Annotated in this window: 20 protein-coding genes and 1 pseudogene; 9 read left to right on the forward strand and 12 right to left on the reverse strand. The window is 59.1% G+C overall.

Annotated features, from left to right (window positions below; genetic code table 11):
• A partial coding sequence (locus MRS74_RS21525; protein WP_438362351.1) for a hypothetical protein occupies positions 1-305 on the forward strand: 305 nt, incomplete at its 5' end.
• A gap of 183 nt (positions 306-488) precedes the next feature.
• Here MRS74_RS21525 and MRS74_RS21530 read toward each other — a convergent pair.
• Positions 489-1,403, reverse strand: a complete 915-nt coding sequence (locus MRS74_RS21530) for a LysR family transcriptional regulator (protein ID WP_254582345.1) — start codon at positions 1,401-1,403, stop codon at positions 489-491.
• A gap of 144 nt (positions 1,404-1,547) precedes the next feature.
• Here MRS74_RS21530 and MRS74_RS21535 point away from each other — a divergent pair, with 144 nt between their 5' ends.
• Complete coding sequence (locus MRS74_RS21535) at positions 1,548-2,999, forward strand: MFS transporter (protein ID WP_254582346.1); 1,452 nt, start codon at positions 1,548-1,550, stop codon at positions 2,997-2,999.
• Positions 3,000-3,471: 472 nt separating this feature from the next.
• Here the strand turns inward: MRS74_RS21535 and MRS74_RS21540 are convergent, their stop codons facing one another.
• Together MRS74_RS21540 and MRS74_RS21545 are read right to left on the reverse strand one after the other, a co-directional pair.
• On the reverse strand, positions 3,472-3,750 hold the full coding sequence (locus MRS74_RS21540; RefSeq protein ID WP_254582347.1) for a MoaD/ThiS family protein: 279 nt from the start codon (positions 3,748-3,750) through the stop codon (positions 3,472-3,474).
• A gap of 5 nt (positions 3,751-3,755) precedes the next feature.
• Positions 3,756-4,940 carry a WD40/YVTN/BNR-like repeat-containing protein gene (locus MRS74_RS21545; protein WP_254582348.1) on the reverse strand — a complete coding sequence of 395 codons (1,185 nt, stop codon included), beginning with the start codon at positions 4,938-4,940 and terminating at the stop codon, positions 3,756-3,758.
• Between the two features lie 1,056 nt (positions 4,941-5,996).
• On the opposite strand from MRS74_RS21545, the gene MRS74_RS21550 reads away from it, so the two are divergent.
• Positions 5,997-6,329, forward strand: coding sequence for a YnfA family protein (locus MRS74_RS21550; RefSeq protein WP_254582349.1), 333 nt, complete (start codon positions 5,997-5,999; stop codon positions 6,327-6,329).
• 124 nt (positions 6,330-6,453) lie between these two features.
• Positions 6,454-7,254, forward strand: a complete 801-nt coding sequence (locus tag MRS74_RS21555) for a metallophosphoesterase (protein WP_254582350.1) — start codon at positions 6,454-6,456, stop codon at positions 7,252-7,254.
• 210 nt (positions 7,255-7,464) lie between these two features.
• Here MRS74_RS21555 and MRS74_RS21560 read toward each other — a convergent pair.
• The 3 genes and pseudogenes from MRS74_RS21560 to MRS74_RS21570 form a co-directional block, all read right to left on the reverse strand.
• Positions 7,465-8,088, reverse strand: a pseudogene (locus MRS74_RS21560) (transposase); the annotation flags it as partial.
• 29 nt (positions 8,089-8,117) lie between these two features.
• Positions 8,118-9,209, reverse strand: a complete 1,092-nt coding sequence (locus tag MRS74_RS21565; protein WP_254582351.1) for an alkene reductase — start codon at positions 9,207-9,209, stop codon at positions 8,118-8,120.
• Between the two features lie 42 nt (positions 9,210-9,251).
• Entirely contained in the window at positions 9,252-10,004 is a 753-nt protein-coding gene (locus MRS74_RS21570) for an SDR family oxidoreductase (protein ID WP_254582352.1), read from the reverse strand.
• Between the two features lie 96 nt (positions 10,005-10,100).
• Between MRS74_RS21570 and MRS74_RS21575 the strand changes: the two genes are divergently transcribed.
• Entirely contained in the window at positions 10,101-11,042 is a 942-nt protein-coding gene (locus MRS74_RS21575) for a LysR family transcriptional regulator (protein ID WP_254582353.1), read from the forward strand.
• Between the two features lie 56 nt (positions 11,043-11,098).
• Here the strand turns inward: MRS74_RS21575 and MRS74_RS21580 are convergent, their stop codons facing one another.
• Entirely contained in the window at positions 11,099-12,025 is a 927-nt protein-coding gene (locus tag MRS74_RS21580) for a LysR family transcriptional regulator (RefSeq protein WP_254582354.1), read from the reverse strand.
• A gap of 110 nt (positions 12,026-12,135) precedes the next feature.
• On the opposite strand from MRS74_RS21580, the gene MRS74_RS21585 reads away from it, so the two are divergent.
• From MRS74_RS21585 to MRS74_RS21595, 3 genes are read left to right on the forward strand one after another with little or no spacing between them, the layout of a single operon-like run.
• The gene (locus tag MRS74_RS21585) at positions 12,136-12,888 is read left to right on the forward strand and encodes a 3-oxoacyl-ACP reductase family protein (protein WP_254582355.1); all 753 of its coding nucleotides are present in this window, start codon (positions 12,136-12,138) and stop codon (positions 12,886-12,888) included.
• Between the two features lie 10 nt (positions 12,889-12,898).
• Positions 12,899-13,492, forward strand: coding sequence for an NADPH-dependent F420 reductase (locus MRS74_RS21590; RefSeq protein ID WP_254582356.1), 594 nt, complete (start codon positions 12,899-12,901; stop codon positions 13,490-13,492).
• A gap of 42 nt (positions 13,493-13,534) precedes the next feature.
• On the forward strand, positions 13,535-14,725 hold the full coding sequence (locus MRS74_RS21595; protein WP_254582357.1) for an MFS transporter: 1,191 nt from the start codon (positions 13,535-13,537) through the stop codon (positions 14,723-14,725).
• Between the two features lie 117 nt (positions 14,726-14,842).
• Here the strand turns inward: MRS74_RS21595 and MRS74_RS21600 are convergent, their stop codons facing one another.
• The 5 genes from MRS74_RS21600 to MRS74_RS21620 all read right to left on the reverse strand — a co-directional run bounded on the left by MRS74_RS21600 (position 14,843) and on the right by MRS74_RS21620 (position 20,015).
• Positions 14,843-15,625 (reverse strand): GntR family transcriptional regulator, encoded by a 783-nt coding sequence (locus tag MRS74_RS21600; RefSeq protein WP_254582358.1) that lies wholly within the window; start codon positions 15,623-15,625, stop codon positions 14,843-14,845.
• Positions 15,626-15,684: 59 nt separating this feature from the next.
• The gene (locus tag MRS74_RS21605) at positions 15,685-16,839 is read right to left on the reverse strand and encodes an ABC transporter ATP-binding protein (protein WP_254582359.1); all 1,155 of its coding nucleotides are present in this window, start codon (positions 16,837-16,839) and stop codon (positions 15,685-15,687) included.
• 38 nt (positions 16,840-16,877) lie between these two features.
• Entirely contained in the window at positions 16,878-17,726 is an 849-nt protein-coding gene (locus MRS74_RS21610) for a carbohydrate ABC transporter permease (RefSeq protein ID WP_254582360.1), read from the reverse strand.
• Between the two features lie 12 nt (positions 17,727-17,738).
• A complete protein-coding gene (locus MRS74_RS21615; protein WP_254582361.1) occupies positions 17,739-18,671 on the reverse strand; it encodes a carbohydrate ABC transporter permease in 933 nt (310 codons plus the stop codon).
• Positions 18,672-18,740: 69 nt separating this feature from the next.
• Positions 18,741-20,015: an ABC transporter substrate-binding protein gene (locus MRS74_RS21620; RefSeq protein WP_254582362.1), complete on the reverse strand. Its 1,275-nt coding sequence runs from the start codon at positions 20,013-20,015 to the stop codon at positions 18,741-18,743.
• A gap of 380 nt (positions 20,016-20,395) precedes the next feature.
• On the opposite strand from MRS74_RS21620, the gene nagB reads away from it, so the two are divergent.
• A complete protein-coding gene (gene nagB / locus MRS74_RS21625; protein WP_254582363.1) occupies positions 20,396-21,175 on the forward strand; it encodes a glucosamine-6-phosphate deaminase in 780 nt (259 codons plus the stop codon).
• The last annotated feature ends 54 nt before the right edge of the window (positions 21,176-21,229 follow it).

The raw sequence follows: 21,229 nt of genomic DNA on the forward strand, positions 1-21,229 counted from the left end.
AGCAGGAACAGCTGCAGCGTAAAGCCGACAGCGACCAGAAAGCCGCTCAGCAACAAGAGCAGCAGCAACGCAAGGCCGATAACGACCGCAAGGCTGCGCAGCAACAACAAGAACAGGAACAGCTACAGCGCAAAGCCAACAGCGACCAGAAGGCTGCGCAGCAGAAGGGGCAGGCAGACCAGCCACAGGCCTCTGCACCCGCCGGGCAAAGTAATAGCAGGCAACAGGCACTACGTCAGTCTGAATGCGAGCGTGAGGCACGCAAACAGCACCAGGATGTCAGCCAGTGCCGGGATCTGCAATGAGTGTCGAAAGGACAATGAGTGTAGAAGGGGCAAGGCGGTTTGACGGTAGAATGCGTGCTGATGGGCGGCCTATGGCCGCCTCTGCGCGAGTATTGAGCCACGCCCACTGAGCCCGATGTCCAGCGCTTGCCTGCTTAAGTTTTCGGGCTTCTGTCGTTGCTGGCGTCTGTCTTTCCCCAGGTTTTAATCAACATCCCCATTCGTCGATGCCGCCGCGCATGCCTCGCGGACGCAGCCGCGCAGCCAGCGGTGTGCCGGGTCCGCATGCATTCGCGGGTGCCAGAGCAGTGACACTGTGATTTGTGGTGGTGCAAATGGCAGTGCAAAGCTATGCAGGTCGGCACGCAGGGCAGCGGTGGTTTTTTCGGGCACTGTTGCAATCAGGTCCGAGTTGCGGACGAGCGCGAGCGCCGCCGAAAAGCCGCCCACCATGGTCACGATATTGCGTTCCAGCCCCAGCGACTCAAGGGCTTCATCCACCGGCCCCCGGTTGATTCCCCGCCGTGAAATTGCGATATGCCTGCCTGCCGCATAGCGGGCGGCCGTGATCTTGTCCGTGCAGAGCGGGTGCCCCAGTTGCACTACACCGATAAAACGATCCCGGAACAGGCCCAGGGTACGGATCTCCGGGCCCATAGTCCTGCCTACAACGCCCGTTTCCAGATCCACGGACCCATCGCGCAAAGGCGCGCTGTTCCGGTCGGGCTTGGGTACAAATCGCAGCCGCACCCTGGGCGCTTCTGCGCTGACGCGGGCAATGAGGCTGGGCCCGAATGTCTCCACAAAGCCTTCGCCGGTTCGCAGGCTGAATGTCCGTTCCAGCCGTTCAAGATCGAGCGCCTGCTGGGGGCGCAGCACGGCCTGTACCTCATCGACCAGCTGCCCCACCTGTGCGCGCAGCTCCAGCGCCCGTGGTGTAGGCACGAGACCGCGCCCGGCCCGGACCAGCAGCGGATCACCCGTTGCCTGGCGCAATCGCGCCAGTGCCCGGCTCATGGCCGACGGGCTCAGCCCTAATCGCTGAGCGGCGCGCGCCACACTCCCTTCACAGAGCAGAGCATCCAGGGTGACAAGCAAATTGAAATCGGGCGTCGGCATCCGCCAACCATAGCACGGAGCCTGTGATCTGGCATGGCGTCATATACACTTATTAAGTGCATATGGTGCGTCTACCGCCCTATAAACCGAGGGGATATATTGATGGCATATGAATTTCAATAGCAGCCAAAAGACGGAAACCCCATGAAGCGAAACATCACAGACGCAGCCTCGAGCCTGGCGCAAACCCGTGAGCCGACAACGCGGGGCAGATGGGCACTCGCAAGCCTTGCACTGTCGATGCTGCTGGCCTCCCTGGGCGTAAGCATCGCCAATATTGCCTTGCCGAGTCTGGCCGAGGCGTTCAGGGCCTCGTTCCAGCAGGTTCAATGGGTCATCATCGCCTATCTGCTTGCCATCACCACCATGATCGTCAGTGTCGGGCGCCTGGGCGATATCCTGGGCCATCGACGGGTACTCTTGGCCGGTATCGTCCTGTACACGCTGGCCTCGATTCTGTGCGGTGTGGCGCCTACGCTCGGGCTGCTTATCGTTGCGCGGGCGCTGCAGGGCCTGGGTGCGGCCATCCTGATGGCGCTGACCGTAGCACTTGTGCGCGAGATCACACCCAAGGACAGGACCGGCAGCGCCATGGGGCTGCTCGGCACCATGTCGGCCATTGGCACTGCGCTTGGGCCTTCGCTGGGAGGGCTCCTGCTCGCAGGGCCTGGCTGGCGGGCCATCTTTCTGATCTTGGTGCCGCTGGGTATGCTGAATGTCCTGCTGGCGTATCGCTACCTGCCGGTGTCCGGACGCACAGGCGAGCTTGAGCGCAAAGGCTTCGACACAGTGGGAACTCTGCTGCTTGGCCTCACGCTCGGGGCCTATGCGCTGGCCGTGACGGTTGGCGGTGGCACTTTCGATGGCCTCAACCTGGCGCTGCTGCTGGCAGCCGCCCTGGGAGCCGGCCTCTTTGTGCTGGCGCAGGCGAGGGCGGCATCCCCTCTGATCCCGGTGGCGGCATTGCGCAATGCCCTGCTGAGCGCCAGCCTGGTAATGAACGGGCTCGTTGCGACGGTGATGATGGCGACGCTGGTGGTAGGGCCCTTTTACCTGTCGCGCTCGCTCGGGCTCAGTGACCTGCTGGTGGGCATTGTCATGTCGATAGGCCCCATCATCTCCGCATTCAGCGGTGTTCCGGCCGGGCGCATGGTCGACCGTTTGGGTGCCCCCTTCATGGCCATCGCCGGACTCGTCGCCATGGCCGCCGGCGCCTTTGCGCTAGCCGCGTTGCCAGCCATGTTCGGCGTTGCGGGTTATCTGGCGGCGATTGCCATCCTGACCCCCGGTTACCAGCTGTTCCAGGCCGCCAACAACACGGCGGTGATGATGGATGTGAGCGCAGAGCAGCGCGGTGTTATCTCCGGCCTGCTCAGCCTGTCGCGCAATATCGGGCTCATCACCGGTGCCGCCGTCATGGGGGCGCTGTTCGCATTCGCCGCGATGACGACCGACATCACAACCGCCCCTCCACAGGCCATTGCCGGCGGCATGCAGGTCACCTTCGTGGTTGCGGGCCTGCTGATGGTTGTTGCCCTTGGCATCGCGGCCATAAGCCGGGCGCTGGTTAAGCGAGCGCTGTTGCGGGTGTTGTGAGGGGTGGGTGATCTCAAGTGACCATAGCGCTGCGCTCTGGCGACATTGTGCGGGCGCCGGCCTTCAGTGGTACATCCTGTGCCGCTATCTGCAGTTCGATAGTCCCTCTCTGGCCCCGTCGGGCCAATTCGCCGAATGCTCACACACTTTGTAGGAAAAGAGCCGCTGGTGTGTCGAATAAATATATTTCGTCAGGCGGTGCGGAGTCGTGGGAGCCCGGTCTCCGGGCGAATTGGAGCGTTTGATCTGCGAACGATATCGGGACTAGGGTAACAGCCCCCGGTTGATCTGGTATGCAGGGGCTCCGGAGTTTTGCCTTTTGCTTTGGTTTATCATTTGAGGCGCAAAAGGCAAGACCCCGTGAGCCCGGTCCCCGGGCCCTGCGCCGCGTGAGAAGTCCTTCTTGAAACATGCCGTGGAGCTGACTGGATTCGACTGATCCGGTCCGGTGCTGGGGATGAATGAACAGGACCTAACCGCCGGTCAGCGATTGGAAGATATAGACTGTCCCACCATCGGCGACCTGATCTGACAGTGTCTTTCTATCGAAGACGACAGTGTCGTTGACGCCGATCAAGACGTGTCGGCGCAGCGCGCCCCGTTCATCAAGTACGTAGTCGCAGAAGCCGGGGGCTATGTTGTCGATCGCCTGCACAACCTCGGCAACGGAGCCCGTCGGCACCTCGATCTCCAGCTTCTCAAGCGCGGGGAAAAACCGGTACAGGTGCGGTGTCATCTCAACTCTGACCATGACGGTTACCCAAAACGTACCGAATAGACCGGTGGGAAGTTGTGACCCAGGCAGTGCCAGGTTTCGCCGCGGTCCTCCGACAGGTAGACGTTGCCGGTGGTGGTGCCGAAGCAGAGACAGTCACCTGCTATATCCATACCGTGCCTCAACACCAGATCGTAGGCGTGCTCCTGGGGCAGGCCGGTGCGGAAGGTTTGCCAGCTCTGACCGCCATCCTGGGTGCGCGCCACGCACAGGCCGCCGTCGATCGCCATACGTGCCATATCCGCTTGCGCTGGAAATACCCAGGCCGTGTGCCCGTCCTGTTTATCCACCGCGACCGGGAAACCGAAGTGCACCCCGCGTTCTGGAGCACTGACCTTGTTCCAGCTTTGGGCGCCATCTTCACTGTAAAATACACCGCAGTGGTTCTGTTGCCAGAGATGATCCGGCTGGGCCGGGCAGCCGGCGATAAAGTGTGGGTCGTGTCCCCAGTCAGCGTTGGGGTTGGGTAGATAGTCATTCAGCATACCCCGGTTGCGCCCCGTCCAGCTCCGGCCGCCATCGGTGGTTTCGAGCACGCCGGCCGAGGAGACGGCAACGTGGATATGATCCGGGTCGCGTGGATCGACAACGATTGAATGGATACCCGGTTCGAACACGCCATAGTCGACGCTTGCCGGCGTGCCGCCCCAGCGGGTTTCGCTCGTCGCATCACCGCTGAACAGGTCGCCGCCGCGACTCTCGTGGTTCCAGAGCGGGCGGTTTAGCGCCCAGCTATCTCCGCCATCGTCACTGACAAAGAGACCGCCGGGGATGGTGCCGGCATAGAGCCTGCCGGGTTGTCCGGCGGCGCCAAAGGCAATATTCCAGATCTTCAACAGCGTGGCATCCCGGTATTCGGGTTGGCCGGCGGGCGTTTGTGGATCGAAATCCGGGGTTGGCAGGTATTGCACTATATGGCGTGCACCCTGAGGGTATTTGAGCGCCGCCAGATCCTCCCAGGTGGCGCCACCATCACGGGAGCGCGACAGCTTGGGTCCCCAATGACCATGGTCCAAAGAGGCCCACAGGGTACCGTCACGCGGATCGCACGCGGCGTAACACACGGGAATACCCGCGTGCAGTATGGGGCGGGGCTGCCAGGCTGAATTCTGGCGATCAACTATCACCGTACCCTTGCGAGTACCGAGCAAGATGATGTCCGACATTGCATAGCCCTCCTGGATATACCGGTGCACTTAAATATAGAAGGTCTTCTCTATTCCAGGAGGCTGTCCGATAATGCCGGCCGTAGCGAGAGGCTGCTTAGGGTTATTGCTGGCCGCTAGCCGGATTTCCTGCTGAAACTGTCGATACTCGTAGGAGTCGCGCCCCGCGACGAAGCGTTTTTTCTGCACTCTGGGCCTCTTCGTTCGGAGGCGCGATGCTACCGGTACGGGCTCCGCCGACGGTACATCCATGTACCGCGTCGCAGGCGCAACTGTCCCTGTTGCGCCCCTGCGGGCCTCATCGTCGAATGACCTCGGTGCTCGCTGGCTTATGGCCATGGATGGCCGGGAGTCAGAAAATGCAGGAGCAATTTTCTGCTCATAAGGGGGGGAGCGGGCCGTTCTGATGTATCGGAGGTGATCGGTGTCGGGCAGGGGGCGACAGGGTGTAAATGAGCCATCGAATTGCACCATTTGGTGGTATGCCACCTCTCGGTACAGTTCATCCTCATAGGTAACAGTTCAATTCAATAACATGGGTAACACTTCCATCGGAAGTTGATGGTTTCTGGTTCTTGTAACTGTCGTGCTGGCGGGCGTTCCGAGGTGGTTTGATGGCTGGGGTTGCGCCTTGCTGGCGCGTTACTTTCTTTGCACGCGCAAAGAAAGTAACCAAAGAAAGGCGCCCCCAATGAAGCCTTCTTGCTGCGCTCTGACGTCATTGTGCGGGCGCCGCTAACGCACATCCATGTGCTAATCGGCGTCGATACAGTCCCTGTATCGACCTTTCAGGCCTGATCGCACAATGACGCCAGTGCTCGCCGGCTTCATAAGGGGGAATGTAAGCCGCTCTGTTATACCGGTGGTCGGGCGGTAGTACAGTGCCATGGTGAATCACGAATCACGAATCACGAATCACGAATCACGAATCACCAATGTCGCTTTTTTAACCTTTCATCTAGGCCCTTGTCCCTAACTTTCCTTCCAACCAGAGCCGGTAGTGGGCATGATGCATTGGACACTCATGGAGTCTCTATCACTAAGAGGTCGCCTCTATTGCTGGAACTAAAAACAGTCAGTCTTTTTTTCGTTACAGCACTGGCTGAAATTGTGGGTTGTTACTTGCCGTATCTCTGGTTGCGTGAAGGTAAATCAGTCGGGTTACTGATACCCGCGGCGCTGAGCTTGGCGGCTTTCGCCTGGTTGCTTTCATTGCATCCTGCCGCTGCCGGTCGTGTTTATGCCGCCTATGGTGGCGTCTATGTTTGCATGGCCATTCTGTGGCTATGGGTTGTCGATGGAATCCGGCCCACCGTTTGGGATTTGATGGGTTCAGCTGTGGCGCTTTTGGGAATGGCCATTATCATGTTTGCCCCGCGCAGTGCATAACCCATGGGTCAAACATCGTTCTGGCGAAAAGCGGCATTTTCGCTGAAAGGCCCAGGATCTTGCATTCGCCGGTACTCCCAGACCTTGCCGCCGGCGCTTAACGTGATTACCCAAGAGCATATCTATGACTGACTCCCTGGCTATTGCGCTACACAGCGACCTTCACCTGGAACTGCAGGGATGGCCAAAGGGCATGATGGCGGGCCATACAGCGGGTTCAAGACAGACTCCTGATGTGGTTGTGTTGGCCGGTGACATTGCCAGTCTTACAGAGGTTGAATGCTATCTGCAGGAGCTGTCCGGGCGTTTTCCAGCGGCGCATATCCTCTATGTTCCTGGCAATCACGAAGGCTACGGGATTGCCGACATCGAGGCTGCAGAAACCGCATTGAAGTTAAGGTTCGTCAACAACCCCCGCATCCATGTGCTGCAGCAGGACTGCGTCGTGATCGGCGAGGTACGTTTCCTGGGCTGCACCCTATGGAGCAGCTTTCTTGGCAATGGCCAGGCGCGCCAGGCTGCTGCCCGTTTGCAGGCGCAAAGGTCGATTGAAGACTTCCGTGTGATCGGTTATCAGAAGCGGGTGTTTACGGCTGACGATTGCCAGGCGCTGAGCGAACAGCACCAGGCCTGGCTGGAGCGGGAACTGGCCACTCCATTCCACGGAAAAACCGTGATAGTGACCCATTTTGCGCCCAGCATGTCGCTGGCAAACCGGCGCTTTGACTCCAGTGACATAACACCCTATTTCAATCTGGACCTGGACCACCTTATCCACCGATATGCCCCCGATCTCTGGTGTTACGGCCATACCCACGACAATTTCGATCTTGAGATCGGCGCAACGCGCGTGATCAGCAATCAGCGCGGTTACGGTAACGAGTGTGCGCACAGCTATAACGCGAATCTGCTGGTTTATATCTGAGTCGTAGGCAGGCCATAAGCCGTGCGCTAGTGAGCGTGCTGCGCGGGGGTGGGTGAGGGTGGGGGAGTCCAGGCGGCAGATATCATGGGCATTCGCGGAATTCATCCGCGACTTCTCGGTAGAGTTCACCCATATAGGTAACAGTTCAATTCAGTAGCTTATGGGCGCCTAGGTCGAGATTGTAACTTTTTCTGTGTAGGTGGCGGCTTATCACTGTGATATCCGATCACCGAACAGGATCATGAACTGGCTCATCGCCTGCTTCCAGTCCCTGATTGGCATCGTCCATTTCATTGAGATGTGATGCAACGCCAGATAGAGCACTTTCATCACCGCTTGGTCTGTTGGAAATGAACGGCGAGTCTTGGTCACTTTTCGCATTGAGGCGTTTAGGGACTCGATCGCGTTGGTGGTATAGATCACCTTACGGACCTGTGGCGGGTAATCGAAGAACACGCACAGACGCTCCTAGTTCGCTCGCCAGGAGCGGCTGATCGTCGGGTGCTCTTCGTCCCACTTGGCCGCGAAGGCGTCCAGCGCAGCCTCGGCTGTTGCGAGCGTCGCTGCGCCTTGGGGTAAACCGCTTCGATTGCTTCCGGGAAGCACTTCAGACCGTCGACACAGGCGATCAGGATTATCCTGCACACCACGGTTCTTGAGTTCGACGCCGTAGGTTTCTTGAATGTGGGCCTGGAGATCACGGGTGCTCATGCCTCGGGCGTACAACGACAGGATTCGGTCGTCAAAGCCCTGAAGCTGCTTCTTGCCTTTTTTGACCAGCCGGGGCTAAAAGGTACTGTTGCGATCACGCGGCACTTCTAAGTCGATCTTGCCATGTATGAACCTTTGTGTGCGCCCTCAGGTCACGACGATTTGTCATGTGTGAATGCCTGGTAGTCTGCATAGCCTTCCAAGCCTTGAGTAAACCACTTACTGGTATCGTCTTTGGCCAGCGGTAACGCGCCGAGCAATCGCGCGGGTAGATCCGGGTTGGAGATGAAGGCTCGTCCGAATGCAATGGCATCGGCATGCCCCGCTTCGATTTTGGCCTTTGCACGGGCGAGGCTGTAGTCCGAGTTCAATATCAGCAGCCCTTGGAAGGCATTGCGAATAAGGGGTGCGATAGCAGGTCGCTCTCCTGCGCCAAACGTGCCGTCCAAAGGCGGCTCACGCAGTTCCAGATGGGCAATGCCGATGGCTGATAACGTCTCGGCGGCGCGCACGAACAATGGCTCGGGATCGCTATCGCGCACGCCTTGGTCATAGCTGCTCGGGGTCAGACGAACACCGGTTTTTTCGGCGCCAACGGTGTCAACAACGGCTTGAGTGACTTCGCGCAACAAGCGGATGCGATTATCGATGGAGCCACCGTAGGCATCGTCGCGAAAGTTACCGCTATCCCTTAGAAACTGATCAATCAGGTAGCCGTTGGCGGCGTGTATCTGCACGCCATCAAAGCCTGCTTCCATTGCATTGCGCGCCGCCTGCCGAAAGTCTTCTATCAGCGCGGGTATCTCGTCTGCTGACAAGGCCCTAGCCTGGGTATAAGCCTGCTTTCCCGTGTAGGTATGAGCATGGCCCGGCGCGATGGTTATAGATGCGGAAACCGGCTGCGCGCCATCGATAAAGCTGGGGTGTACGACCCGGCCCATATGCCATAGCTGGGCAATGATTCGTCCGCCCGCCGCGTGTACCGCATCGGTGACTACTCGCCATCCGGCAATCTGTTCGGCAGACCACAGCCCCGTAGCATAGGGCCAGCCAAGCCCTTGCTGGCTGATGCCAATGGCCTCGCTGATGATCAGGCCAGCGCTAGCACGCTGAGCGTAGTAGTCAGCCATCATGGGGGTCGGCACATGCTCGCGGGTGCCGCGTGCACGGGTCATCGGTGCCATGAAAATACGGTTAGGCGCGGCGATTGCGCCAACTTCAATTACGTCAAAAAGAGTGGTCATCGAGTTCTCTCCAAAAATGGGTTAACTGGCCGGCGGGGTCGCTCAGACCAGCCGAGCGCCGCCGTCGACATTCAGCGTGGCGCCGTTCATAAAGGTGTTGGTCATCAGGAAAACTGCGGCAGCACCAGCTTCTGTGGCAGTGCCCAAGCGATGCAGCGGCAACGACTGCTCCAGCGCAGCGACAAACGCGTCGCGTCCTTCACCAAGCGCTTTGCTCAGGATCGGCGTGTTGATCGGACCGGGAGATAGGGTGTTGACGCGAATGGGCGCCAGCTCTATGGCTAGGCCACGTGCCAATCCTTCCATTGCAGCTGACGCGGCAGCCAACACGGCGGTGCCATAGGCATTGGGACGGTCGGACAACGACCCGGAGATAAAGGTGATGGAGCCGTCTTTCGCCAGACGTTCACCCAGGGCTCGAATGGCATGCACTGATGCCCACATGCGCTCTTCAAAAGCCCGGCGTAGATAGTCGATTTCAGCGTCCAATACCTTGCCTGCCACGAACGTGCCTGCCAGTAAAACGAGATGGTCAACCTTAGGGATATCCGCCAGTGCCGCGTAGATAGCTTCGCTGTTCGTGACGTCTGCAGCACGCCAACCAGAAAGCCCATGCTCAAGCGCTGCTTGTTTAGCGCGCTCGGCGTTGGAGCCGATTACGGTGACATTAGCGCCGGCGCCTTTGGCTTGAATAGCGGCGGCCAAGCCAATCCCGGATGTCCCGCCGAAAATCACTACGTTGTGATCTTGTAGGTTGGTAGAAAGGGTTGAGTTCAGAGCAGTTGCAGATTTCATGTCTATCTCCTTGAACGCCTGAATGGCGTCGATGGAGAAAGACTAAAGATTTGTTACTAGATTGATAATTGGGGCAGATGTCGCTTTACTAGTGCCATGAAGGAACAAATAGGGTTAGACCGCCTTACCGGTCTTATAGCTTTTGCCCGCGCAGCCTCTTTAGGCAGCTTTACCGCTGCCGCCCGCGACTTATCGGTCTCACCGTCTGCGATCAGTAAAAGCGTGCAGCGCCTTGAACAACACTTCGAGCTGAAGCTGTTTAGCCGTACCACTCGCTCGCTTACGCTGACGCCAGAAGGCAGAGATCTCTACGAACGGGCGTTGCGCATTTTACGTGAGGTGGAGGACATCGATCAGGCCGCTATGGCCTCTCGCGCTGAACCATCCGGCACGATAAAGGTGACTGCGCCATTGCCCATTGGACTGAACATCCTGGCGCCGGCAATTCCCAGGTTTCGGGAACGTTACCCGAAGCTTGCCATCGACCTGCGCTTGGGTGACCAGTTCTCAGACATCATTGAGCAAGGCATCGATGTAGCCGTGCGTGTGGGCAATCTGGCGGACTCGCGGTTGATCTCGAAAACACTGGGCCCTCATCGTGTAGCCGCGTTTGCCTCACCGGCCTACCTGGCCAGACGCGGCACGCCACTGGAGTTGAGCGACCTGGCGCAGCATGAATGCGTGAACTTCCGTTACCAGAGTTCAGGGCAAGCGTTGCGTTGGCCATTTAGCGTTGGGGGGCGAACTGTTGAACTGTCCCCCGACTCGTCCGTTGTGATTGATGCCAGTGACGCTGTTGCTGCCATGCTGGCGGCGGGCGGCGGAATAGGTATTTCGCCCACCTACGTTGCAGCGCCCTACGTCGCCCGAGGCGAGCTGCAGCCACTGTTCCCGCAATGTGCGGTCGACCGTTTCGCAATCACCGCGCTGTGGCCGGAAAGTCGCAGGGGCAGCCCGAACGTCAAGGCGTTTGTTGGCTTCCTCAATGAGCTTTTTGCCACGCCCACGACCTGGGATGAGATTGTGCGAAAGGCATAACCCTTGTCGTACAAGAGGCTGGACTGCACTGCTTTAAGGCCTTGTATGGATGACTCTTACTGACGCGCAGCGAAGCGGTTTGCCCATTCCTGTTCCCTGGCGTGACCGACCAGAAAATCAACGAACGCGCGGGTTTTCGCCGGCAGCAGTTTCTGGCTGGAAAAATACAGGGAGATATGGCCCGCGTTGACATACCAATCCGGCAGAACCCGTTGCAACTTGCCCTCTTCAAGATAAGGCAGCACATCAGGAACGGCCAGTAGCGCAACGCCCAAACCTAAAAGGGCACTCTGGCAGAGTGCTTGCGGGTCGTTGACCAGTAGGCGGGGTGACAACTCGAGGGAGGACTGTTGTCCTTCGGGGCCTTGAAGCATCCAGCCTCTTACCTTGCCGGTTTGCACGGAACGCATGGCTAGGTGATCCAGCATCTTCAGATCTTCCAAGCGCTCTATACGTCCCCGCTCAGCCAGATGCTCCTTAGAGGCCACCAGAATTAGGTGAGCTGGGGCGATATCTCGAGCCACCAGGCCGGGCGCCAACTCGATGCCGCCGCCAATGGCAGCATCAAAGCCTTCGGCCACCAGATCGACCTGGCGGTTCTCCAGATACCACTCCGGAACAATCCCCGGATAACGCTGCAAAAACGACGGCATCAATGGCAACAATATGTCCCGAGCGAACCCCGGAGCCGCTGAAATACGTAACACCCCAGCAGGCTCTCCAGCGTTACTGGTCACATCTGCAATCGCCGCCTGAACGCTATCCAAACCGATGCCTACATTGGCTAGAAACCGCTCGCCCGCTTCGGTCAGGGTGATGCGCCGAGTAGTGCGTTGGAACAGTCGCACGCCAAGGCTTGCTTCCAGTTGAGCAACGTTGCGACTGACCGCTGCCGGGGACAAGCCAAGACGGCGCGCAGCAGCGGAAAAGCTGCCGGTTTCGGCACTGCGCACAAAAGACAGCAGGTTTGCGAACGTCTCCATCGACTTAACCTTCAAGTTTTAGTTGAAAGTAATACTACCGATTACCCACTACTGGAGGAATAGTTAAAAGCGTCTAATAGCCTCACCAAATACATCACGAGGCTTGAACCATGACTACTCAACACAACGCTCTCACTGGCAAGATCGCTATCGTCACCGGCGGCTCGCGCAGCATCGGCGCAGCTATCGCCAAGCGTCTGGCTGCCGATGGAGCTACTGTCGCCATCACCTACAACGCGTCTCCTGATCGCGCCGAGGCAGTTGTCCAAGACATCATTGCTGCTGGTGGCCAGGCTGTTGCGCTACCCGCAGATGCCGGCAACCCAGATGCCGTGCGCGCCGCCATTGACCAGGTCGCCCTGCGTTTTGGCAAGATCGATATTCTGGTCAATAACGCTGGCATCAGTGTGCTGGGCGCTCCGGAGGACATCGCCTTCGAGGACTTCCAGCGCATTCTGGCGGTGAACGTGACCGGCGTTTTTGTCGCCACTCAGCAAGCTCTCAAGCACATGGGCCAAGGTGGCCGGATCATTCATATCGGCAGCTCGATGGTCCAGTACGCGGCGTTTGCTACGGCTTCTGCTTACACCCTGACCAAGGGTGCACTGACCGGTTTCAATCGTGGCCTGGTGCGCGACCTCGGACCACGCGGCATCACGGTCAACATCGTGCACCCCGGCCCGACCGACAGCGACATGAACCCTGCTGACGGCGCAGTTGCAGATTTCTTACGCCCCAACATTGCGGTGGGTCGCTATGGCGAAGGCAAGGATATCGCTGGCGCGGTTGCCTACCTGGCCAGTGCTGATGCCGGCTTTGTCAGCGGTGCCGAATTGTTGGTCGATGGCGGCTTCACCGCTTAAGGAGGCAATTATGAACATCAGCATTATTGGCGCTGGTGCCATCGGCACCGCTATCGCCCGGTTACTCACCACTGCCGGCTTGCAGGTCAGCATCGCCAACAGCCGTGGACCAGACAGCCTGGCCCCACTGATCGCAGACCTTGGTCCGCTCGCGCATGCGGTGACGGTGCAGCAGGCCAGTCTGGCGGACATCGTTTTCCTAGCGGTTAACTGGTCGAAAATACCCGTCGCGGTTCAGCAGCTTGGGCCGTGGAATGGGCGTGTGGTGGTGGACACCAACAACCCCATCGAAGCACCTCTGTTCAAACCCTTCGACCTTGGCGGCCAGTCTTCCTCAGCATTGGTCGCGCAAATGCTACCCGGCGCCCAGTTGGTAAAGGCGTTCAACCATCTGGCGCCCGCGTTGTTGGCCAATCCGGCTACAGAAGGTGGCAAGCGCGTGCTGTTTTATTCCGGTGAGCACCCGCAGGCCAAACAAATAGTTGCCGACCTGATCACCCAGTTGGGCTTCTTCGGTATCGATCTGGGTGGACTCCAGCAGGGCGAACTGGCCCAGTTTCCAGGCGGGCCGCTACCCGGCCTCAACCTCGTCAAGCACGACTAACGCCATGGCCAGCGCGAGCTGGCCTTGCCTAAGGAGGCAATTGTGGACGCTTCAAACTCCTCCACGGCGACCTCATGGTTGCCGGTTGCCGCCGTCGGTATCGGGGCATTTGCCTTGGTTACCACGGAGTTTTTGCCTGTCGGGCTCTTGCCCCAGGTCGCTCAAGAGTTAGCCATCAGTGAGGGTCAAACCGGTCTGATGATGACACTGCCGGGGCTGTTCGCGGCAGTGACCGCACCCCTGACGCTCCTGTGGGCACGCGCGTTAGATAGGCGTCAGGTGCTGTGCGCGCTGCTGGCTTTGCTGGCCTTGTCGAACGTCGTTGTAGCGCTTGCCAGCAACCTGTGGGTGTTGCTGCTGGGTAGAGCGCTGCTGGGGATTGCGGTAGGCGGTTTCTGGACAATTGGCGGCACGTTAGGCCCAAGGCTGAAACCCTTACAAGCCGCGAAGGCTACCTCGATGATTTTCTCCGGTGTCTCGTTGGGCACCGTAGCTGGCGTGCCGGCAGGAACCATTCTTGGCGAGTTAACCGGCTGGAGAACAGTGTTCGGGGTTGCCGCCGTACTTTCAATTATTGTCACGCTGCTACTGCTGCGCACCTTGCCTAAGTTGCCGGCCCAGGCAGGGGCAGGCATGCAAGCGTTGGGGGAGGTATTGAAGCGTCCTATCACGCAACTTGGCCTGGCGGCCGTCCTTACGATCTTTGTGGGCCAGTTTGCCGCTTACACTTATCTGTCGCCGTATCTGATCAATGAAGCTGCCATGACTCCAATTGCGCTGAGTGCCGTGTTGCTAGGTTTCGGCGTGGCAGGCTTTCTGGGCAACCTGGCAGGAGGATGGGCCGTTGCAAAAAACGCCTCCAGGACACTGATAGTTACCGCCTTGTTGATGGGCTTACCCATGCTGCTGTTGGCGACAGATGTAGCGCCCATGCAGATGATCGTTGCGCTGGTCATGTTGTGGGGGCTGGGTTTCGGCTTGCTCCCCGTGGCCATGCAAAGTTGGTTGTTCAGCATGGCGCCGGATCGGCTCGAAGCCATGGGTGCGATCTTTGTTTCGAGTGCCCAGATCTCCATCGGTATTGGTGCGTTGCTCGGCGGCCTGGCCGTTGATCATCTGGGCGTCCTGAGTGCACTCGCAGTAGGTGGTGGCTTTGCCGTAGTGACCGCTGCTTTTATCTTAATTAGCCGCTCCGGCGTAGTGAAAGACCCCGCCGGTATGGTCAGCTTCTGACCCCGAAATGATTAACCGGACGCTGCCTGGCGGTAGCGTTCTCTGATTTCTCTACAGGTGACCTATGACTGACTCAGCCTCAACGAGCTTTTTGCCAAACACAAAACCCTAATGCGGTTACAAGCTTTCAACCGGAACCCCATCAAGATCGCGAATCTCGGCGACAAAATCGTAGGCGTCGCCCGGGAACCAGGAGCGGGTGAATTCCACCGGTGTATCGTCCGCCAGCAGGCCCAGGCGCTCGATATAGAGCACGGCGCTGTTAACGGGGATGCCGAGGTGGGCGGCGCGGGTTTCATCGATGGAGATGGCACGCAGGCGCTGCAGCGCCTTGACCGGGCGCAGGCCCAGTTCCGACATGACCAGGTACAGGGAATCCTTGATGACGAAGGGGTTGTCGAGAAAGCGGCGCGGAATGGCGGCCATTTCCAGCCCCATGGGTTGGTCGTCTACGGTGCGCAGGCGGTGAAAGCGCACCACCTCGTCATCGGGGCCCAGCTTCAGGGCGCGCTGTTCGTCTTCGCTGGCCAGGCCCAGGGAGCGGTCGAGCCATTTGGAGCCCGGGGTGCGGCCGCGCTCGCGCATGACTTCGGAAAAGCTCTTGAGAAAGTTCAGCGGCTGCTCCACCCGATCGCTGACAAAGGTGCCCACGCCCTGGCGCTGAATCAGCAGGCCTTCGGTCACCAGGTCATCAATGGCGCGGCGCACGGTAACGCGGGATACGTTCATGCTGCTGGCGATTTCCCGCTCCGGCGGTATGGCCTCGCCGTATTTCAACTGGCCTGCGTGTATGGCATCGCGGATGCGCTGTTGCAGCTGCAGGTACAAGGGCTTGGCGACCCGCGAACTTTCCACGGGGGCGTCGAAGATGCGATGAATGAGGCTGTCTGACTTGTCCATGACGAATCCCGTATCCCAACAGTGCCCGCGCTCTCTGCACATAAGCGCGGGCGGGTTCCTTAAAGTGTTTCCTGGCCCACAGCCTTGAGCTGTGCCAGCTGTGCGGTTGAATGCACATTGCCGGGCTTGAGCCTGCGCAGCGCACGGTCGTTGCTGTCGAACACGTGGGCGTTGTGGGGGGCGAAGGATACCTCGATACGCTCGCAAGTGGTAACGGTGCTCTCGCCGCTGCCGCGCACGACCATCTCGGTGCCATCGCCCAGGGTCATGTAGATGAAGCTGGCTTCACCCAGGCGCTCCACCAGGCTGACATCACCGCTGAGCAGGGTGCCGGCATCGCTGCGCTCTTCGATGTGCTCGGGCCGCACCCCCAGGGTGACGCTGTCGCCAACCTTGAGATCGCCGGCCTCAACACAGGCGCGGCTGCGACAGCCATTGCTGAGCTGAATCTCGATATGATCGCTGCCAATGGCGGCGACCTTGCCGTCGATAAAGTTCATCTTGGGTGAGCCGATAAAGCCGCCGACAAAGCGGGTAGCGGGATGCTGGTACAGCTCCAGCGGTGTGCCGCACTGTTCGACGCGGCCCTGGTTCATGACCACGATCTTGTCGCCCAGCGTCATGGCTTCCACCTGGTCGTGGGTCACATAGATGATGGTGGCGCCGAGCTCCTGGTGCAGCTTGCCGATCTCGACCCGGGTCTTCACGCGCAGCGCGGCATCCAGGTTGGACAGCGGCTCATCGAACAGAAACACGTTGGGGTCGCGCACTATGGCGCGGCCGATGGCGACACGCTGGCGCTGGCCACCGGACAGTTCGCGGGGCAGGCGCTCCAGCAGATGATCGATATGCAGAATCCGGGCAGCTTCGCGCACCTTGGCATCGATAAAGTCCTTGCCCTTGCCGGCGATCTTGAGGCCATAGGACATGTTCTTGAACACTGTCATATGGGGGTAGAGGGCGTAGGACTGGAACACCATGGCGATACCGCGCTGGGCCGGTGGCAGGCTGTTAACCTGCTGCTCGCCGATGCACAGCTCGCCGCTGCTGATGTCCTCAAGGCCGGCAATCAGGCGCAGCAGCGTCGACTTGCCGCAGCCGGAGGCGCCGACCAGCACCACGAATTCGCCGTGCTTGATGTCCAGGTCGATACCGTGCAGTACCGGTGTGTTGCCGTAGCTTTTCTTGATGTTGCTCAGTTTAACGTCAGCCATGATTAACCTCGTTTATTCTTGTGTCTGTATTGCCCGACTTACTTCACGGCACCGGAGGTGAGGCCGCGAATCAGCTGACGGGAGAAAATCACGTAGAGCACCAGCACCGGCACTATGGCGAGCGTCAGGGAGGACAGCACCGCGTTCCAGTCGGTGACGTACTGGCCGATAAACTGCTGCACGCCCAGCGTGATGGTCTGGGTGCTTTCGCCGGGCGCCAGGATCAGCGGGAACCAGAGATCGTTCCAGATCGGGATCATGGTGAACACGGCCACCGTGGCCATGGCCGGGCGTATCAGCGGCAGGATAATGGTGAAGAAGATCTTGTACTCGCTGACATTGTCGCAGCGCGCCGCTTCCTTCAGTTCCTTGGGCACCTGGCGGATAAACTCCGACAGGATGAACACCGCCAGCGGCAGCCCCTGGGCGATATACACCAGCACCAGGGCGGTGAGGGTATTGACCAGATCCAGGCTCGCCATCAGGTTGAGAATGCTCACGGTGCCCAGGCGAATGGGAATCATGATGCCCATGGCGATCAGCACCGCCAGGAAGAGGTTGCCGCGAAACTTGTACTCCGTCAGGGCCCAGGCCGCCATGGCACCTAACAGCAGCACGAAGAACAGCGAGACCAGGGTCACGATCATGCTGTTGCCGAAATAAAGGCCGAAGTCGGCGCGCCCAAGCACCTGCTCGAAGCCTTCCAGGCTGAATGAATCCAGCGTCGGCAGGGCCAGCGGGTCCTTGAAGATCGCCTTGCGGCTCTTGAAGGCGTTGACGATGATCACCAGAATCGGGAAGAGCGCGATGACGGTGTAGGTCAGCAGAACCGCATGGGTCATGAGGGTCTTGCCGGTGTTGTGTTTGAGGCCGGGCAGGCTAATCATGGTTGTTACCCCTCAGAGCTGAAAACGTTTCATGCGGCGCTGTACCACGAACAGATACAGCATCACACCCACCAGAATGATCAGGAACATCAGGGTTGCCACCGCGGCACCCATGGTGATGCTGCCCGATTGCAGCTGGAAGCCGAAGAAGGTGCGGTAAAACAGTGTGCCCATGATATCGCTGGAGAAGTTCGGCCCCGCCAGGGCGCCCTTCACGGCGTAGACCAGCTCAAAGGCGTTGAAATTGGCCACGAAGGTCAGGATGGACACCATGCCGATAGTCGGCAGTATCAGCGGCAGCTTGATGTTCCAGAAGGTCTGCCAGGCGTTGGAGCCGTCTACCACGCTGGCATCGATCAGATCATCGGGGATGCTCAGCATGGCGGCATAGATAAGCATCATCGGGATGCCGACGAACTGCCATACCGAAATAAGCGCCAGCGTAATGAGCGAGCTGGATTCCTTGCCCAGCCAGGCATCGAAATACTGCCCCAGGCCGATGCTGTACAGGAAGCCTTCGCTGATGCCCCAGATCGGGCTTAGCAGCAGCTGCCAGACGAAGCCGATAATCACCACCGACAGCATGGTGGGCATGAATATCAGGGTGCGATAGGTATTGCTCAGGCGCAGCCTGGGCGAGCTGAGCAGGGCGGCCAGAAAGAGCCCGATGGGGTTCTGTACCAGCATGTGAATGATAAAGAACTTGGTGTTGTTCCAGAGCGCGTTCCAGAACGGCTCGGACCAGGCGGCATCCAGCAGCAGGGTCTGGTAGTTGCTGATACCGGCGAAGAAACGCTGGCCGGTTGCGTCTTCCTGAAACAGGCCGAGCCAGAGGGTGTCGAGCAGCGGGTAGACGCTGAAGGTCACGTAGATCAACAGGCCCGGTGCCAGGAAGAACAGGATGTGCCAGGGAAACCGGCGCTGGATGGAGCTGGGTTGGGACATGGTTCGCTACCCGCTTTGGTTATTGTCAGAGGAGGCATCGGGGCACGCTACGCGGGCCCCGGGCAGCGTTTACTGGTGCGGCGCGTACCACTGCTGCAGGCCGGCTTCGACCTGCTTGGCGGCGTCTTCCGGGCTCAGGGTGCCGTTAAGCACCTGGGTGCTGACGTTCCAGAGCTCGTTTTCCATGCTCGGCGTGCCGCGGCTCAGAATCTGGTAGGAATTGCGGATGGTCTGCTCGCAGTCCTGGCGCCAGCCCAGGAACTGCTGCGCCACCGGATCCTTGATCTCGATCTGATGGTTGGACAGCGAGAAGAAACCCGGCAGCTGGTTGGAATAGAGCTCGGCAAAGTCCTTGCTCGCCATCCAGGTCAGGAAGGTGCGCGCGGCTTCCTTGTTGGGGCTGGCCGCATTGATGCCCATGGCGATATCGGTGTGATCGCTGATGTAGCAGCTGTCCTGGCCATCGGGTACCGGCGGCGGGAAGGCGGCGAATTCGAAATCGGCCTGGTCGTTAAAGGTCGGAATATCCCAGGAGCCGGCGGGATAGATAACGCCACGGCCCAGGGTAAACAGATTCTGGGAATCGGCATATTTTTGCGCCTCGTAGCCGCGGCCCATGTAGGGGCCCCACTTGGCCATCTGCTCCCATACCTTCACATACTGCGGGTCGGTCAGTTTCTCGCTGCCATCGATCAGGGCGCGGCGTCCGGCTTCGCCTTTCCAGTAGTTGGGGCCGATATTCTGAAAGCCCATGGTGGCCGACTCCCACTGATCCGAGGTGCCCATCACCAGTGGCACATAGCGGCTCTCGCTCTTGATGGTTTCGAGCACCTTGAAGAACTCGCTCTCGGTTTTGGGCACTTCAAGATTCAGCTCGGCAAACAGTTCCTTGTTATAGATGAAGCCGTGAATAACCGAGGCCATGGGCAGGCAGAAGGTCTCCTTGCCGTCGTCGGTCACCCAGGCGCTGCGGGCGAAGTCGGAGAAATTTTCCATGCCGGCAAGGTTGCTGAGGTCCTGAAGGTTGCCCTTGGTATAGAGGCTGAGTGAAACATCAAAGGGACGGCAGGTGATCAGGTCACCGGCGGTGCCGCCCTGCAGCTTGGCCTGCAGCGCCGAGTTGTAGTCGCTCGGGGGCGTGGGGGAGAACACCAGTTCTATGTCCGGGTGCTGCTGGTTGAAGGCAGGAATGATGATGTCGTTCCAGATCTTGCTGTCGTCGTTGCGCCAGCTTTCGATCACCAGCTTCTCAGCGGACCAGGCACCGACCGAGCTGGTAGCCAGCATCAGACCAAGGGACAGGCTGCCAAGCCGTGTTGCTATACCTTTGACGGGCGTGCTCATTGTTATTTTTCTCCAGGTTTAGTGTTGCAGTAGCGTCGCAATGGGGTGGTCGTTACCTCTACGGAGGTGCTGGCCACTCAGGTGATACCAATGTAGACCATTAACAATGCCAATGGCAATACCACTTCGCAAATTTAATACTTTTAATGGTTGTTTAGTGATCATATTCAGTCTTTGACGGTGGCTTGTGGTCTTTATGGTTGCGTCAGGGAAAAATACTGGTATTGTTGTGGTATTGTCTTGGTTGCCTGGTAAGTGGTTATTGGTCACGGCAGGCACGGCGCGCACGCTGATTCCTAATCAGGCCGTGCGCAGCCCATCTCAACGCAAGAGCGCTAACAACAAAGCCAACAAGGGCCCTGCGGGGCTGGAGGAATGCTATGCAGGTAATCATCGCTGATTCAGCGCAGGAGGTGGCGCGTCTGGGCGCCGATCAGCTGACAGGCTTGTTACGCACCAGGCCCAATGCCGTGCTGGGGCTTGCCACCGGTAATACACCCATCGCGCTCTATGAAGAGCTTGTGCGGCGCTACCGCAGCGGCAACCTGAGCTTTGCAGGCGCACGTTCGTTCAATCTGGATGAGTACGTCGGCCTGGCGCCGGAGCATCCGCAGAGCTATCGCTATTTCATGAACCAGTACCTGTTCAGCCAGATCGATATAGCGCTGGAACATACTCACGTGCCCGATGGCATGGCGGACCCGCAGACTGCAGGCGAGGTTTACGAGGCGCAGATAGAAGCGGCGGGTGGAATTGATCTGCAGGTTCTGGGTATCGGGCGCAATGGCCATATCGGCTTCAACGAGCCGAGCTCAAGCCTGGGCTCCGGCACCCGGATCAAGACCCTGGCGCCCCAGACTCTGGTCGACAACAGCCGTTTCTTTGGCGCCGATGAGTTTCAGCCCAGTCTGGCAATCACCATGGGCATCGGTACAATTCTGCGCTCGCGCAAGACTCTGCTACTGGCCACGGGGGATGCCAAGGCCGACGCCGTGCAGGCGATGGTGGAGGGGCCGGTAACGGCCAGCTGCCCTGCGTCTGCATTGCAGTTGCATCCCTGTGCGGTGGTGATTGTGGATCGCGCTGCCGCTGCGCGGCTGGAGCATTGTGAGTATTACCAGCGTGTGCGTGAAGAAACAGACCAGCTCAAAGGCCGCTAGCGGTATGTGCGGTCAGGTCATGGGTGTAGCGTGACAACGGCTTATAACGGATCA

The sequence above is a fragment of the Marinobacterium sedimentorum genome, assembly GCF_024267675.1.
Taxonomy (GTDB): Bacteria; Pseudomonadota; Gammaproteobacteria; order Pseudomonadales; family Balneatricaceae; genus Marinobacterium_A; species Marinobacterium_A sedimentorum.